This window comes from Arthrobacter sp. AL12 (genome assembly GCF_029960645.1).
Taxonomy (GTDB): domain Bacteria; phylum Actinomycetota; class Actinomycetes; order Actinomycetales; family Micrococcaceae; genus Arthrobacter.
Map to the genome: position 1 here is coordinate 16,815 of NZ_JASBQY010000019.1, position 14,535 is coordinate 31,349.

A 14,535-nucleotide genomic window follows, 5' to 3' on the forward strand; every position below is an offset into this window, starting at 1 on the left:
AGGATTGCTATAACTGCTGACGCCCGGCGGTACCTCTTGGGTCGTGCCGGCCGCGGCCGGCACCGTCTGACCGCTCCGTGTGAAAGGAAGTTCCTGATGAAGGAATCAGACCGTAAGGCGCTCATCGCCCTCCCCATCGTTGTGCTGATCGGGGCGCTTGTCGCCGTGGCCGGCAGCCAGGGCGGGGCAACACTGGGCGGGATACCCGTCTTCGCGATGGCGGTCGGGGCGGCGTTCCTCATCCAGTGGCTGGCGTTCATCCCTTCTTTCACGGCCCAGACCGAGAAGTTCTACGACCTGACCGGCAGCCTGACCTACACTGCCATCACCCTTCTGCTCATCGTGCTCACCCCGGGAGTCGACGCCCGCGCCGTGCTGCTGGCGGCCATGGTGCTCGCCTGGACGCTGCGGCTGGGCACGTTCCTGTTCCGCCGCATCAGCAAGGCCGGCAAAGACGACCGCTTTGACGAGATCAAGCCCTCCTTCATCCGGTTCCTCAACGCGTGGACCATCCAGGGACTCTGGGTCGTCTTCACCGCGGCCGCGGCATGGGTGGCGATTACCTCGGCGACCAGGGTGGCGCTGGACTGGTTCGCGCTGGTTGGCTTCCTGGTCTGGGCCGTCGGTTTCGGCATCGAGATCGTCGCCGACAACCAGAAGAGCCGCTTCAATACCGACCCGGCAAACAAGGGAAAATTCATCTCCACCGGGCTGTGGTCCAAGTCTCGCCACCCGAACTACTTCGGCGAAATCCTGCTCTGGATCGGTGTCGCGATCATCGCCGTCCCCGCCTTGCAGGGCTGGCAGTGGGTCGCCTTGATCTCCCCGGTTTTCGTCACCCTGCTGCTCACCAAGGTCAGCGGCGTGCCCCTCCTGGAGGAGAAGTCCGACAAGAAGTGGGGCGGCCAGGAAGATTATGAGACCTACAAGAAGAACACCCCCATCCTGATTCCCAAGCCCTAGCAGTACCCCCCAGCTTCCAAGCAACGCGGGGTCATCTACGGCCCGTCCCGGGCCCCGGGATGGGCCGTAGATGACCCCGCGTTGCTTTTGTTACCCACAGGTATCCGCACCACGCAGTTTTTGTTACCCGCGGGTACCCCTGCCCCTGGCCCCTCGCGCCCGCCGCCATGGGGTGTAATAGTGGGTCACGACACGCAGAGTTAACCGATCCGAGTCGCGGAAACTCGATGATCCTTGGCAAAATGCAGGTGGATCAATTGCTTCTAAAGGAGACCCATGGGCGCGAACACTGCCGAAAACACCACCCGTCGACTGAAGGCCGTACTGGACGTGCTGGCAGAGGGGGTGTGGACGGGCGAGCAGCTGAACGCCGGAGCGGTGCTGGGCGAGGCAATGGCACGCGTTCCGCTCAACGAATTCGAGCGTGAACTGCTCAGCGGCGGAATTCCCCGCGGCCACAAGACCCTGACCACCGCCACCGCGAAGCTGGTCAAGGCCGGCTGGCTCGTCAAGGGCCGTGCGGGCTGGACCATCACCGAGGACGGCCAGCGCGCCACCGTCGCGTTCGCCGACCCTGACGCATTCGCCGCAGCGCTCGACGCCGGAACTCCCGTTCCCGCCGACACCCCGCTGCCGTCGGCTCCCCCCGCCGGAACACCGACGCGGAAGACGGCCGTTCGCGAGACGGCTCCGAAGGCCGCCAAGGTGGCCGAAAAGGTCGCCGGCAAGGCTGCCAAGCTGGTGGAAGACGCCGTGGCCCCGGTCGCCAAGGCAGTCCGCAAGCGCAAGGCAGCGGACAAGCCCGCTGCGGCAACCGCCACGGCCCCGGCGGCCCCGGCACCTGCAGCCGGGACGGCATCTCCGGCAGCCGCGGCGCTGGCCACCAGCGTGGAGACCCTCGAGCAGCCGGAGGCAGTCGCCGTCGCGGGTGACTTCAACATCCTGCTGGGCGCCCCCGCCAACTGGGCCCCGCAGTACGACGAATCCCAGATGGAACTGGATCTCGTCGATCAGCTCTGGAAGCTCGCGGCGGACCTCCCGGCCGGCACGTACAGCTTCAAAATCGCGCTCAACCGCTCCTGGGACGAGAACTTCGGTGCGTTCGGTGCCTTCGACGGCGCCAACCACGAAGTGCACCACTCCGGCGGCCAGATGGTCATCCACTACGACCACCGGACCCGCGACATCATCCTGCCGTAACCAGCGGCTCTCATTTTCCCTGCCGCTGCGCTAAAGACCCTTCGACGCCTGAATTCGGGTGTCGAAGGGTTTTTTGCTCAGCGCGGGCGGCTTAGAGCGTCGCCAACCCTCGTTGCGCGCCGTCGGAGGGCGCCCGGGTCCGCCGTTGCGTGCCGTGGGCGGGTACCCGGGTCCGCCGCTGCGCGCCGTCGGAGGGCGCCCGGATGCGCAGCCGCGTCGGGGCCCTGCCCGGCAACCGGCGACCGGCCTAGCATTGGCTTATGGAAGCCGTTGAAGTTGATGGGCTGCGAATCGCGTACCAGCGGGTCGGCCAGGGACCGCCACTGGTGCTGTTCCATGGCGCCGGGGAGGACAGCCGGGTCTGGCGCCCGCAGCTGGAAGGTCTCTCGGACGGGTTCACGGTGTTCGCCTGGGACGCTCCCGGGTGCGGAGGGTCGGATGACCCTGCCCCGGACATGTCCGCCGGGGAGCTTGGGGCCATCACCGCCGGCTTCCTGCGCGCGGCCGTCCCTGCGAAGCCACACCTAGTCGGGCTGTCGTGGGGTTCCATGGTGGTCCTGGAGCTGTACCGCGGAGCTCCCGAGCTGCCCGCGTCGCTGGTGCTGGCGTCCGCCTACGCCGGCTGGGCGGGATCGTTGCCGCCCGAGGAAGTGGAGCGGCGCTACGCCCAGGTGGAAGCCGAGATCGGTCAACCTCCGGAGAAGTTTATCGACGAGTGGCTGCCAACACTGTTCACGGACAAGGCGGATCCCGCAGTGGTCGCCGAAGCGAGCAGGATCATGGCCGACGTGCGGCCGGCCGGAATGCGGGCCCTGCTCTCCGCCAGCGGCCGGGCCGACTACCGGCCCGTGCTGCCCACCATCAGCATTCCCACGCTCCTGCTCTACGGCGCAGACGATCAGCGGTCCCCGCTGCACGTCGCCCACGAGCTGCACCGCCAGATTCAGGGTTCAAAACTGGCGGTGATTCCCGATGCCGGGCACGTGGCTCAGCTCGAAGCGCCCGACGCCTTCAACACCGAAGTCCGGAACTTCCTGCACGGCATAGCCGGTTGAGCCGGCCCGGGGGTTTAGCTAGAACCGAGTCGGGTCCGGCCGCGGTGGCGGGACCGGGGCGGGGTCCGGTATTGGCAGCGGCCCCGGTGTCGGGAAAGGACCGGGTGTTGGCGCGGGACCCGGCCCCGGAATCGGCGCCGGGGGAGGGACCGGGCCGGGCTCCGGGGGAAACGGGTCCCCGGGCTGAGGCTCGGGCGTGGTCGGCCCGGGTTCCGGCGGAAACGGCTCAGGTTCGTGCGGCGGCGGAATGGTCATGCCAGGCTCCCTCACTCGTGGTGGATGGTGTGTGATGCTCCGGCGCGGAAGACCTTCAGCTCCCACGGCCGGAGCTGCAGGCGGGGCGTTGCCGCATCGGCGGGGTAGTTGCCCAGGACCAGTTCCGCGCTGTCCCACACAAGGGGAACGTCGGCGTCGTCGAGCGCCACCTCATGGTCCTGGCCGGAGAAGTTGCCCAGCACCAGCAGCTTGGTCTCCGGCAGCGAGCGGACGAAGGCGTAGACGTGCTCGTCCCGGGGTAGGAGCATGGTGAAGTCCCCGTGCGACACCACGGGCTCGCTGTGCCGCAGCGCGATGACCGCCCGGTAGAAGCTGTACACCGAGTCCGGGTCGTCGACCTGCGCGGCGGCGTTGATGTGGTTGGCGTTCGGGTTCACGGCAATCCAGGGGGAGCCGGTGGTGAATCCGGCGTGCCGCGAGGCGTCCCATTGGACCGGGGTGCGCGCGTTGTCACGGTTCCGCGGCGCCAGCGCGGCGAGGACGTCCGCGTCGGTGTGGCCCAGGTGCGTGGTGGCCTCCCGGTGGTGGTTGAGGACCTCGATGTCGCGGTAATCGCTGATCGCCCCGAAGGCCATGTTGGTCATGCCGAGTTCCTCGCCTTGGTAGACGTAGGGCGTGCCACGGTGCAGGTGCAGGACGCCGGCGAGCATCTTGGCGGAGAGCTCACGGTACTGGCCGTCGTCGCCGAAGCGCGACACCGCCCGGGCCTGGTCGTGGTTGCCCCAGTAGAGGCTGTTCCAGCCCCGCTCCGCCAGGCCGGTCTGCCAGTGGCCCAGGGTCTTCTTGAGGTCCGTGAGCTTGAGTTTCTTGGGCCGCCACTTGTTGCCGTCCTCCTGGTCCAGGGCGACATGCTCGAACTGGAAGACCATGTCCACCTCGGCGCGCTCCGGGTCGGTGAACAGGATGGCCTCGTCCACGGTGACGCCGGGCATCTCGCCGACGGTCAGCAGCGGGCCGGGGCGGCCCGCGAAGACTTCGCGGTGCATCTCCTGGAGGAACTCGTGGATCCGGGGACCGCCGATGTAGAACGGGCTGCCGTCGCCGTAGAGCATCCCGGCGGCGATGGGCCCGTCCGGCAATGCGGTGTCCTTGGAGATGAAGTTGATGACGTCCATCCGGAAGCCGTCCACGCCCCGGTCCAGCCACCAGTTCATCATCTCGTAGACCGCCGCCCGGAACTCCGGGTTTTCCCAGTTCAGGTCCGGCTGCTTCCTGGAGAAGATGTGGAGGTAGTACTCTCCGGTGGCCTGGTCGAACTCCCAGGCCGGGCCGGAGAACGCCGAGCCCCAGTTGTTCGGTGCCGCTCCCGGGCCGCCGGCGGAGCCGTCAGGGGCCGTCTCGCGCGGCGGCCGCCACCAGTACCAGTCGCGCTTCGGATTGTCCTTCGAGGAGCGTGACTCCACGAACCAGGGATGCTCATCCGAGGTGTGGTTCACTACCAGGTCCATGACCAGCTTCATCCCCCGGGCGTGCAGCCCGTCCGTCAGCTCCCGCAGCTCCTCAAGGCTGCCGAAAATCGGGTCCACATTACGGTAGTCGCTGATGTCATAGCCGTTGTCGTCCTGCGGGGAGGTGTAGATCGGGGACAGCCAGACGACGTCGACGCCGAGCCGGTGCAGGTAGTCCAGTTTGCCGATGATCCCCCGCAGATCCCCGATGCCGTCGCCGTTGGAGTCGGCGAAGCTGCGCGGATAGATCTGGTAGACGACGGCGCTCTGGAACCAGTCGCGGGCAGGAACCGCTGCGGATTCTTCAGTCGGCTGTTCTACCGTCATGGGGACTCCTCAGCTGGTCCGGCAGCCAGCACCGACGCTGGCTCACCAACGTTTGATTATTGAACAGTTCCCGCGGGCAGGGAAGACCCCGCCGGTGCCATGTGGACGGCGCCGGACCGGCGCCCGGCAGCCGCCCGGACCTGGCGCCAGGACCGGGCAACCCGGCACCCGGACCGGGCAACCCGGCGCCCGTTCCGGGCAACCCAACCGGGCGTCCTAGTTCTGCGAGGCGATGCTCTTGTCGCGGTCCTCAAAGACTTCCTCGCCGGGGCCGGTGAAGGCCTTGGAGCGCTGGATGGCCTCGATGGATCCGGTGAACAATTGAGAGTCGTGCGGATCGGCCGGGTGCCGGCCGGGCTCGTCCGCGGCGGACACCTTGCCCTGCTGCTTCGCCGAGGTGCCGGACGGAGCGGCGGGACCGGGAGTGCCCGACCCAAGCGAAACGGCACCGAGCGATTCGAGCCGGACGTGGGGGAGCGCCGTCGGGTGTTCCTGCTGCAGGAACAGCACTAGCTCCTCGCGGATCAGGCAGCGCAGGTCAAAAAGCGTCGCACTGTCCGCGGCGCTGACCAGGATGCGGACCCGGACGAAGCCGGCGGTCGCGTCGGTGATCTGCAGGATGCCCACGCGCTCGTCCCAGAGCTCGGTGCCGGCCAGGACCCGTTTGAGCTCGGCGCGCATGTCCTCTACCGGGGCGCGCCAGTCGAGGTCGAACTCCACAGTGCCCATGACCTCGGACTGCCGCCGGGTCCAGTTCTCGAACGGGGTGGTGGTGAAGTAGGTGGAGGGCAGGATCAGGCGCCGGTCATCCCAGATGTGGACCACCACGTAGGTCAGGGTGATTTCCTCGATCCGGCCCCATTCCTTCTGCACCACCACGACGTCGTCCACCCGGATCGCGTCCGTGAAGGCGAGCTGGATGCCGGCGAAGACGTTCACCAGGGACGTTTGGGCGGCGAGGCCGGCCACGATCGAGATCACACCGGCGGAGGCCAGTAGCCCGGCGCCGAGGGCCTGGATCGCGGGGAATGTCAGCATCGCGATGCCCAGGGCCACGATGACAATCAGGGCCACGCCGATCCGCCGGGCCAGGATCACCTGGGTGCGGAGCCTGCGGGCGCGGCGGTTGTCCGCCACGTCCACCCGGTATCGGGTCAGCACCATGGTCTCGATGATGAGGAGCACGGCGATAGCCAGCCAGGCAATGGACCCAATCAGCGCGATCTGCAGCGCGTGGTCCAGGTTGCGGCGCCATCCGGCGTCCTCGGTGGTGAGGCCCAGGGCGATCCGGACGCCGATCAGGCAGAGCGCCAGGCGCAACGGCAGGCGGGCCACCCGGGAGGTCTCGCGGAGGGCCGGCTGATTGCGGTTGAACCGGAGCACAATCCGGCGCAGCAGCCAGGAGGCGAGGAGCCCACCGGCGACGGCGAGGGCCACGGCGAGGATGGGGGCCAGAAGGGGCATGGCGGGATCGAGAACGTCTTGCATTAGTTAAGCTCTAGCAAGCTTCCGCGGCCAACTGAAATCGGCAGGTTGTCAACGTGGGAAGCATCACGGCCGGCGGTCCGCTGGCGGTGGCTCCGGCATAGCGGTAAAGACCAAGGGGCCAAAGGCCCTAGTTTCCCCGCGGGAAGCACCGAGAATGGACCAATCACTGAATTTTCCAGGGGGAGGGTGTCATGCGCCCAGCCGCATTGTTGGCCACAGTCGTTTCCGCGGTCTGCGCGGCAGCGCTGCTCGCAGGGTGCGTGTCGCCCGCGCCGGCTCCCGCCACCAGTTCCCCGCCGCTATCGACGGCCACGGCCACGGCCACCGCGTCGCCGGTTTCCTCGCCCGCCGCCACGGTCCCGGCGGGCTGGAAGACCTTTACGACGTCGGACGGCACCCTCGCGTTCGACTACCCGGAGTCGTGGACCGTCAAGGACCCTGCCGATGAACCAGCTGAGGGCGGCATTGCGGTGAGTTTGGTGAGTGACTCCGGCAAGACGATGGCCACTCTGCGGACCAACATGGTCACTGGTGCCGAATGTCCGGTGAAGTTCCCCTTCATGGTGTACGACGCCGAGCCCGTCCCGGCGCTGGCCCAGGGTGGGTTGACGCCGCGGTTCGTCTACGAGGGCCGGACCGGTCCGGCGTCGGAGGACCCGGCGGGGTCCCTCAGCCTGGCCTTCGGCATCACCTCCGGCCCGGAGCCCACCGGGGATACCGCCTGCCCGATTTTCCAGTTCTTCACCTGGCCGCCCAGCGGCGCCATGTTCGGAGGGGTCTACGATCCGTTCGACACCGCACCGGGAGGTCCCACAAACGTGGATACCCCCGAGGCGTACATGGACACCACCGAGTACAAGAACGTCAAGCAGGCAATTACGTCACTGCGGCCGGCCGGAAAGCCATGACGTGAGGAGGCCTGCGGCTTCACCCGGCTGTGTCCCCGGCGCGGTTCCCGGCACTGTCCCCGGCCCTAGCGCAGCCGCCACACTGAGCACCAGCCTCGGACTGGTCCTGCTGCTGACGTCCTGCGGCCTGTTCCCCGCCGAGGCCGGGGGCCCTGGCGCTTCGGCGAACCAGACCCAGGGCACCAGCCCTGCTCCGTCCGCCCCGGCGTCGGACGGGCCGGCGGCGGGGGAGCCGACGTCGGGCTGGCGGACCTTCACGACGACGGACGGCGGGCTGTCCTTCGACTACCCTGCGGGCTGGACGGTGAAGGATCCCGGTGGGGCGCTTGGCGGCGACTTCGTGGACGTGCTGAACGCCGGGGGGAAGCAGATGGCGGGCCTGCGCACCAACATCGTCACCGGGGCGGAATGCCTCGGCAAGACCCCTTACGAGGTCTACGATTCCAAGCCGATGGTTGCCCTCGCCGAGGGCGGGGGCGCCGACGGCGGCGTGCCCCGGTACGTGTTCGAGTCCCGCGGCGAGGACACGGACCCGGTGGCCACCCGGTCCACCATCGCGGCCTACGGCATCACCATGGTCCCCGAAGGGGCCGGGGACCTGGCGTGCCCGATGTTCCACCTGTTCCTGTGGCCGCCGAGCGGCGCTTTCTTCGGCGGGACGTACAACCCGGAGCACAATGAGACGCCCGGGGACCCGGCACTGCCGTACCTGGTAAAGGCCAAGCTGTATGCGTCCACCCCGGAGTACCGGGACGTCCGGACGATGATCACGTCCCTGCGGCCGGGCGAAATGCCGACGGGTTAACAGCCGCGGCAGGCCTGCCCCGGAATGCGCCCGCGGGGTTACGCTTGCCGGACCAGCCTGTTCGTCCTGGCACTGCTTCTGCCACTGAAAGGCACGCCATGAGGATCAATCCTCGTCGCAAGGACGCTTCTCCGCCCGCACCTGCTGCCGCCGCGGATGCCGATTCCATTCCCGGCCGCCGCCGGACGAGGCGCCGGAAACGGCTGCGCATCCTCGCGATGGCCGCCTTGATCGCCGTCGGGCTGGGCCTGGTTTCGACAGGCGCCAACCTGCTGCTTGAGCGGCAGGAACGGGCCAGCATCACCCCCTATGGCGTACGGATTGAGATCGCCGGCGGAGCCGTCAACGTGTACAGGAATGGCCGGCCCGGGCTGCCGATCGTGCTCCTCAGCGGTCTGGGGACGGCCGCGCCCGCGCTCGACTTCGCGCCGCTGATCCGGGAGCTGGGTGACTACAACGTCACCGTCGTGGAGGGATTCGGCTACGGCTACAGCGACATGAACGCCAGCGAGCGGAGCAACAAGAACATCAACACCGAACTCCACGAAGTGCTGGGCAAGCTCAACATCACTCAGCCCTATACCCTGGCCGGGCACTCGATCGCCGGCTTCTACATGCTGGACTACGCCAACCGCTACCCTGCGGAGGTGGCCGCCGTGATCGGGATCGACCCTACGGTCCCGAAAGCCACCAGCGGGCCGGTGGAGGTGCAGACAGGCGCCCTCGGTGTGGCGCGGTTGTTCTCCGTCGCCGGCCTGGTCCGCGCCGCCCTTGTGGTGGCCCCCGGGCTCGGGGAACCCGACGGTGACGCCTACACGCCGGAGGAGCGTGAACGCATGCGCCTGATGACGAGCTGGAATTTTGGCAACCAGGCTGTCGCCGATGAGACGGCGCGGATCGGGAACAATGCCTCGGACCTGCGCGGAATCAGCTATCCCGATGGGCTTCCCGTGCTCGTCTTCGTCGCTGCCGACGGCTCCCCGGAGGCCGCCGACAAGGCTGCGGCGCTGGAGAATCTCCTGAAAAACGTCAAACGCCACGAAATCGTCCCGCTGGCCGGCGGCCACTACCTGCATTGGACCCAGTCCAAGACCATGGCCGAGGAGATCAGGAACTTCCTGGCAAGCCGGTAGCCCGGCCGCCCTCAGCCGCCAGCCGCCGTCGTCGGGGGCCCGTCAGCGGCAGGGTGCCGCGATCCGGCACGCAGCGCGGTCCGGACGTTGACCTTCGAGGTGTACGAAATCGAGCCGTACTGGAAGAGCCGCACGGCGAGGCGGAGCATCACGGCCGCGCCGACGAACAGGATCACGATCTCAATGCCGGCCTCGAGCAGGCCCAACGAACCGAAGGCGTTGCGCAGCAGGGCGGTCACCGGCGCGGAGAACGGGAAGTAGGTGAAGATCTGCACGATCACCGACTGCGGATCGGAGACCACCAGAGTCACGGCGTAGAACGGGACGAAGATCAGTGCCATCATTACGCCCATGAAGTTGCCTGCTTCCTTGGCCGTAGGCATCACGGCGCCGATGGCCACGAGGGTGGTGGTGAACAGGGCGAAGCCGCCGACGAGGATCAGCAGGCCAATGGTCATCCGGACCGGGTCCAGGATCAGCGGGGGCAGGTCCAGGGCCGTGAGGCTGAGCTCCTCGGGGAAGAACAGCCGGCCGATCAGGACGGGGGAGAGGAATACGGTCATCTGCGCCAGGCCGATCCCGAACAGCGCGATGACCTTGCCCGCGATAAGCCCGGTCCGCCAGCGCCACCCGGGCCAGGTAGTCGAGCGACCATTGCCTGGCAGTGCGCCGGCCCATCCCCTTGAGCCGGCCGAAATAGGTCATGATGTCGATGACCTTTTCCTTCTTGTAGAGCCCGCGCTCTTCGGGAAGGTAGCCCAGCCGGTCGCCGTGCTCGGGTTTGAAGTCCCGGCCGTTGATGTGGAGGGTCCCGGCGGTGGGCTCGTAGATGCCGAGCAGGGCCCGGATGGTGGTCGTCTTGCCCGAGCCGTTACTGCCGAGGAAACCGAAGGTCTCGCCGGCGTGCACGTCCAATGAGAGGTCGCGGACCACGGTGGTGTCGCCGAAGTCCATTCGGAAGCCGCTGATGTGGACCCGTGCTTCGTCCTTTGCGGCTCCTGATGCTGCCGGGCTGCCAGCCCGGGGGGTTGCCTATTCGCCGCCTAGACGGCGGGGACATGCCGGTGCCGGCGGTGGGCCGGCGTCGGCAGGCCCGCCCTGGTGTTGCCGGTGCCGCCCCAAGCGTTGGTGCGGGCTTCCTTGATCAGTCCCGTGCCGGCGCATTCGCGGACCGCCATGATGCCGTCCGCGGCGGACTTTTTGTCCTCAAACGCTTTGGAAATCGCCAGGACCGTGCCGTCGGCCCCGAGGAGCCGGAACCGGACGTTGGCCTCAGCGTCCGTGAAGATCTCGAATTGTCCTGCCATGTTTTTTGTCCTTCCGGGCAATGCAGCACCGCGGGATGGTTAAGGCACTTCCCTGCGCCAATGCCGTTTTCTCGACACGTCCCCGCAGCGCGTCTGACCATCTTTCCGGCTCGGGGCTGCGGAAGGTAAGGGGCAAAGGTCCCTATGTGGAAAGTGCACGGTTCCTCTGGCGGCGGCCGACGGGTGGGGCGCTAGATTGGGTGCATGGCTGAGTTTCCGAGGGGCGATTCCGGCGAGTGGGTCCGGCTGACGGCGCGGGTGGACGGCGTGGTGCAGGCCGTCGGTTTCCGCTATTGGACCGTGCGCCGTGCCGATCAGCTGGGGCTGACCGGCACGGTCCAGAACAACACCGACGGTTCGGTGGGTATCGTCGCGGAGGGGCCGCAGTCGGTGGTGCTGGAGTTCCGGCGCTGGCTGCGCTCACCGGAAGCGCCCGGCAGGGTGGAGAACGTGGAGGAATCGATCTCCCGGGCCACGGGGGCGTTCAGCAATTTCCGGGTGGTGTACTGAGCGTGAGCAGACCGTTGCCGGCCGTTGGTTTCAGGGTAGGACTTCCTGGAAAAGTTATGAAACGTTCTTAGTGCCGCCGGAAAGGCCGGTCCAGGCGCGACCGGGGCTAAGGTCCCTCGGCAGCCAGCCCGTTTCTGAGTAGGGTGGCCCCATGCAGAAGATATCGCTCGATGCCCTTGCTCGTCAGCAGCTGGCGGCTGCGGTGGCGGCACCCAGCGGACGTGCTGCGGATACGGCGTTTGGCGGCCATGAGAAGACGCTCCGCCAGACGGTGATGGCGTTTCGGGCGGGGACGCAGTTGAGCGAGCACCAGAACCCCGGCGAGGCGACGGTGTTTGTGCTCCGCGGCTGTGTGCGGCTGCGCGCTGGCAATGAATCCTGGCAGGGCAAGACCGGGGACCTGCTGATCGTGCCGGACGGGCTGCACAGCCTGGAAGCGGAAGAGGACTCGGCGATCCTGATGACCGTCGCGAAAATCAAAACCTGACGGCCGGGAGCAGGCCGGGAGACCCGTAGAGGCGATCGGCGGGCCGGATTACCGCAAGGAGCTGGACATGACTGTCGTTCCGTTCGAAGAGGTTCCACAGACCCGGCGGTGGTGGGCGCGGGGCGCCTACGCCGCCGTCGTCTGCGCGGCGCTGGTCCCGATCGTGGCCGCGGGGGTGGCAGGCGCCGTGGCCCTGCTCCTGACCGCTGCCGGCGGACTGGTGGTGACCGTCGCGGGGATCTACTGGTTTCTCATCAGCCGCGGCTTCCTGCGCTGGGGTGCGCTTGCGCTGGCGGTCCTGGCCCCGCTCGTGGTTCTCTTCCTCTTCATTCAAGCGGGCCTGCTGCTGGAGGTCATGATCACCGTGGGGCTGGTGTTTGTGGCGCTGGTCTGTGCCCGTGCAGCCCTCCGTGAGCCCCGGGCCGGGTCGAAGATGACGGAGTACCCGGCCCCCAAGCCGAAGCACCCCTTCGTGGTGATGAATCCGCGCTCCGGCGGGGGCAAAGTGGTGAAGTTCGAGCTGCAGCGCAAAGCTGAGGAACTCGGGGCCGAGGTGGCGCTGCTGGAGGGTCCGGGCAAGGTGGATGTCGCGGCCCTCGCCCGGGATGCCGTGGCACGGGGAGCCGACCTGCTCGGCGTCGCCGGCGGCGACGGAACCCAGGCGCTGGTGGCCGGCATTGCGGCCGAGCACAACCTCCCGTTCCTGGTGATCAGCGCCGGCACCCGCAACCATTTCGCCCTGGATCTCGGCCTGGACCGGGAGGACCCCACAGCCTGCCTGGACGCCCTCCGCGACGGGGTGGAACTGCACGTTGACCTGGGCAGGATCAACGGCCGCACCTTCGTCAACAATTCCTCCTTCGGGGTCTACGCCGAGGTGGTGCAAAGCCCGGAGTACCGCGATGACAAGGCCGGCACCGTGCTGCAGATGCTGCCGGACCTGATCAAGGGCGCTAAGGGCGCCCGGCTGCACGCCCAGATTGACGGCAGCACTGTGGACGGGCCGCAGGCGGTACTGGTGAGCAACGGCCCGTACGGCAGCCACGACCTCGCCGGCCTGGGCCGCCGCACCCGGCTCGACCGGGGCATGCTGGGGGCAGTGGCGCTCTCGGCCTCAACCACCCGTGAGGCTGTCGGGCTGCTGCGGCGGGCGACGAAGCGCGGCCTGATCCAGCGCACCTCGGTGGAGGTAGTGGTCGACGCCGATGTGCCCGAGATCCCGGTCGGTGTGGACGGCGAGGCGCTGCTGCTTCCCACTCCGGTTCGGTGCACCATCGAACCTGCCGCCCTGCGCGTCGTGGTCCCACGGAACCGTCCTGGTGTCCCGCCCGCCCAGCCGGCGCTGGATCTGATCCGGCTCCGTGAGGTGGCGTGGGGGCACCGGACTGCCGTGCACGCAGCGGCGTAATCCCGACCCTGGATCCGCGCAGTGCGGCCACCTCCGTGGCCACCCCGTCCAGGTGGCAGCGCGCTGGCACGGGGCGCATCCTTGAGATCTTCGCGGACGAGCCGCGGCGTACGATGACGTCAGTGGGCGTTTCCAGCATGCCGGAGGTGAAGGCTCGAGGCGGGGAAATTCTGCCGGACATCCGTCATTCCGGAGAAATCCTCGAAACAGCGTCAGGCAACACGCACTAACGAGTTCCGAACTTGCAGGCACACAGCGCACTCCTCCCGCAGACTTGCGGGAACCAAGGGCCACTCTGAACAGCTAAGGAAACCATGCGCACCCGATACGTACTTCCGATTCTCACCATTGCCACAGCGCTCGCGCTCTCCGGCTGCGTCGACAACAGCCAGCCGGCCGCCACCGGCACGGCATCCGGAAGCTCCGATGCCATCGCGGTGAAGAAGAATGACTCCATCGCCGCGATGCTCCCGGAGAAGATGAAAACCGCGGGCGTGCTCAACGTCGGCATGGCCAACAACTACCCGCCCAACGAATTCAAGGATGACAACGGTGCGCCGGCAGGCTGGGCTGTGGACCTCACGAACGCCCTGGGCCAGGTCATGGGCCTGAAGGTCAACTTCGACATCGGCACCTTCGACAACATCCTTCCGGCAGTGAAGGCAGGAAAGGACGACATCGGCGTCTCCTCCTTCACCGACACCCTGGAACGCGAACAGCAGGTCGATTTCGTCAACTACTACTCCGCTGGAATCCAGTGGGCGGCCCCGAAGGGCAAGACCGTGGACCCCGACAACGCCTGCGGGCTCAAGGTCGCCGTCCAGGCCACCACCTACCAGGACACGCACGAGGTGCCGGCGAAGTCGAAGGCCTGCACCGACGCAGGCAAGCCCGCCATCACCATCTTCAAGTACGACGCCCAGGACCAGGCCACCAATGCCCTGGTGGTGGGACAGGTGGACGCGATGAGCGCCGATTCCCCGGTGACCCTTTACGCGATCTCCAAGACCAAGGACAAGCTGCAGACCGCCGGCACCGCCTTTGAAGTGGCACCCTACGGGATGCCGGTGGCCAAGGGCAGCGAATTCACGCCCGTCCTGCAGAAGGCCCTCCAGACGCTGATCGACGACGGCACGTACACCAAGATCCTCTCCAAGTGGGGCGTGGAAGCCGGCGGCGTCAAGACGGCGGACCTCAACGTCGCAGCCAAAGGGTGATAG

The 14,535-nt window shown here is 67.6% G+C and carries 14 protein-coding genes and 1 pseudogene; 10 read left to right on the forward strand and 5 right to left on the reverse strand.

The annotated features are described in order from the left end of the window. Window positions 1–96: 96 nt before the first annotated feature. The 3 genes from QK291_RS16575 (at window position 97) to QK291_RS16585 (ending at window position 3,218) form a co-directional block, all read left to right on the forward strand. Window positions 97–963, forward strand: a complete 867-nt coding sequence (locus tag QK291_RS16575; RefSeq protein WP_282383802.1) for a DUF1295 domain-containing protein — start codon at window positions 97–99, stop codon at window positions 961–963. Between the two features lie 276 nt (window positions 964–1,239). Then, window positions 1,240–2,163, forward strand: a complete 924-nt coding sequence (locus QK291_RS16580; RefSeq protein ID WP_282383804.1) for a glycosidase — start codon at window positions 1,240–1,242, stop codon at window positions 2,161–2,163. A gap of 260 nt (window positions 2,164–2,423) precedes the next feature. Continuing rightward, on the forward strand, window positions 2,424–3,218 hold the full coding sequence (locus QK291_RS16585) for an alpha/beta hydrolase (protein WP_282383805.1): 795 nt from the start codon (window positions 2,424–2,426) through the stop codon (window positions 3,216–3,218). A gap of 266 nt (window positions 3,219–3,484) precedes the next feature. Here the strand turns inward: QK291_RS16585 and QK291_RS16590 are convergent, their stop codons facing one another. Both QK291_RS16590 and QK291_RS16595 read right to left on the reverse strand, forming a co-directional pair. Next, the gene (locus QK291_RS16590; protein ID WP_282383806.1) at window positions 3,485–5,269 is read right to left on the reverse strand and encodes an alpha-glucosidase; all 1,785 of its coding nucleotides are present in this window, start codon (window positions 5,267–5,269) and stop codon (window positions 3,485–3,487) included. A 216-nt stretch (window positions 5,270–5,485) separates the two neighbouring features. Then, window positions 5,486–6,757, reverse strand: coding sequence for a mechanosensitive ion channel domain-containing protein (locus QK291_RS16595; protein ID WP_282383807.1), 1,272 nt, complete (start codon window positions 6,755–6,757; stop codon window positions 5,486–5,488). A gap of 191 nt (window positions 6,758–6,948) precedes the next feature. Here QK291_RS16595 and QK291_RS16600 point away from each other — a divergent pair, with 191 nt between their 5' ends. The 3 genes from QK291_RS16600 to QK291_RS16610 all read left to right on the forward strand — a co-directional run bounded on the left by QK291_RS16600 (window position 6,949) and on the right by QK291_RS16610 (window position 9,603). Next, on the forward strand, window positions 6,949–7,665 hold the full coding sequence (locus QK291_RS16600; RefSeq protein ID WP_282383809.1) for a hypothetical protein: 717 nt from the start codon (window positions 6,949–6,951) through the stop codon (window positions 7,663–7,665). Window position 7,666: 1 nt separating this feature from the next. After that, on the forward strand, window positions 7,667–8,470 hold the full coding sequence (locus QK291_RS16605; RefSeq protein ID WP_282383810.1) for a hypothetical protein: 804 nt from the start codon (window positions 7,667–7,669) through the stop codon (window positions 8,468–8,470). A gap of 98 nt (window positions 8,471–8,568) precedes the next feature. Then, a complete protein-coding gene (locus tag QK291_RS16610; protein WP_282383812.1) occupies window positions 8,569–9,603 on the forward strand; it encodes an alpha/beta hydrolase in 1,035 nt (344 codons plus the stop codon). Window positions 9,604–9,614: 11 nt separating this feature from the next. Here QK291_RS16610 and QK291_RS16615 read toward each other — a convergent pair whose 3' ends face one another. From QK291_RS16615 to QK291_RS16625, 3 genes and pseudogenes are all read right to left on the reverse strand, one after another. Beyond that, entirely contained in the window at window positions 9,615–10,166 is a 552-nt protein-coding gene (locus QK291_RS16615) for an ABC transporter permease (protein WP_282383814.1), read from the reverse strand. Window positions 10,167–10,212: 46 nt separating this feature from the next. Beyond that, a pseudogene (locus QK291_RS16620) lies at window positions 10,213–10,557 on the reverse strand (ATP-binding cassette domain-containing protein); the annotation flags it as partial. Window positions 10,558–10,646: 89 nt separating this feature from the next. Next, window positions 10,647–10,910 (reverse strand): YegP family protein, encoded by a 264-nt coding sequence (locus QK291_RS16625; RefSeq protein ID WP_282383815.1) that lies wholly within the window; start codon window positions 10,908–10,910, stop codon window positions 10,647–10,649. A gap of 204 nt (window positions 10,911–11,114) precedes the next feature. Here QK291_RS16625 and QK291_RS16630 point away from each other — a divergent pair, with 204 nt between their 5' ends. The 4 genes from QK291_RS16630 (at window position 11,115) to QK291_RS16645 (ending at window position 14,532) form a co-directional block, all read left to right on the forward strand. Then, a complete protein-coding gene (locus QK291_RS16630; protein WP_282383817.1) occupies window positions 11,115–11,420 on the forward strand; it encodes an acylphosphatase in 306 nt (101 codons plus the stop codon). A gap of 151 nt (window positions 11,421–11,571) precedes the next feature. Then, the gene (locus QK291_RS16635; RefSeq protein ID WP_282383819.1) at window positions 11,572–11,907 is read left to right on the forward strand and encodes a cupin domain-containing protein; all 336 of its coding nucleotides are present in this window, start codon (window positions 11,572–11,574) and stop codon (window positions 11,905–11,907) included. Window positions 11,908–11,974: 67 nt separating this feature from the next. After that, window positions 11,975–13,315, forward strand: a complete 1,341-nt coding sequence (locus tag QK291_RS16640) for a diacylglycerol kinase family protein (protein WP_282383820.1) — start codon at window positions 11,975–11,977, stop codon at window positions 13,313–13,315. Window positions 13,316–13,629: 314 nt separating this feature from the next. Further along, window positions 13,630–14,532: an ABC transporter substrate-binding protein gene (locus tag QK291_RS16645; protein WP_282383822.1), complete on the forward strand. Its 903-nt coding sequence runs from the start codon at window positions 13,630–13,632 to the stop codon at window positions 14,530–14,532. Window positions 14,533–14,535: the final 3 nt, after the last annotated feature.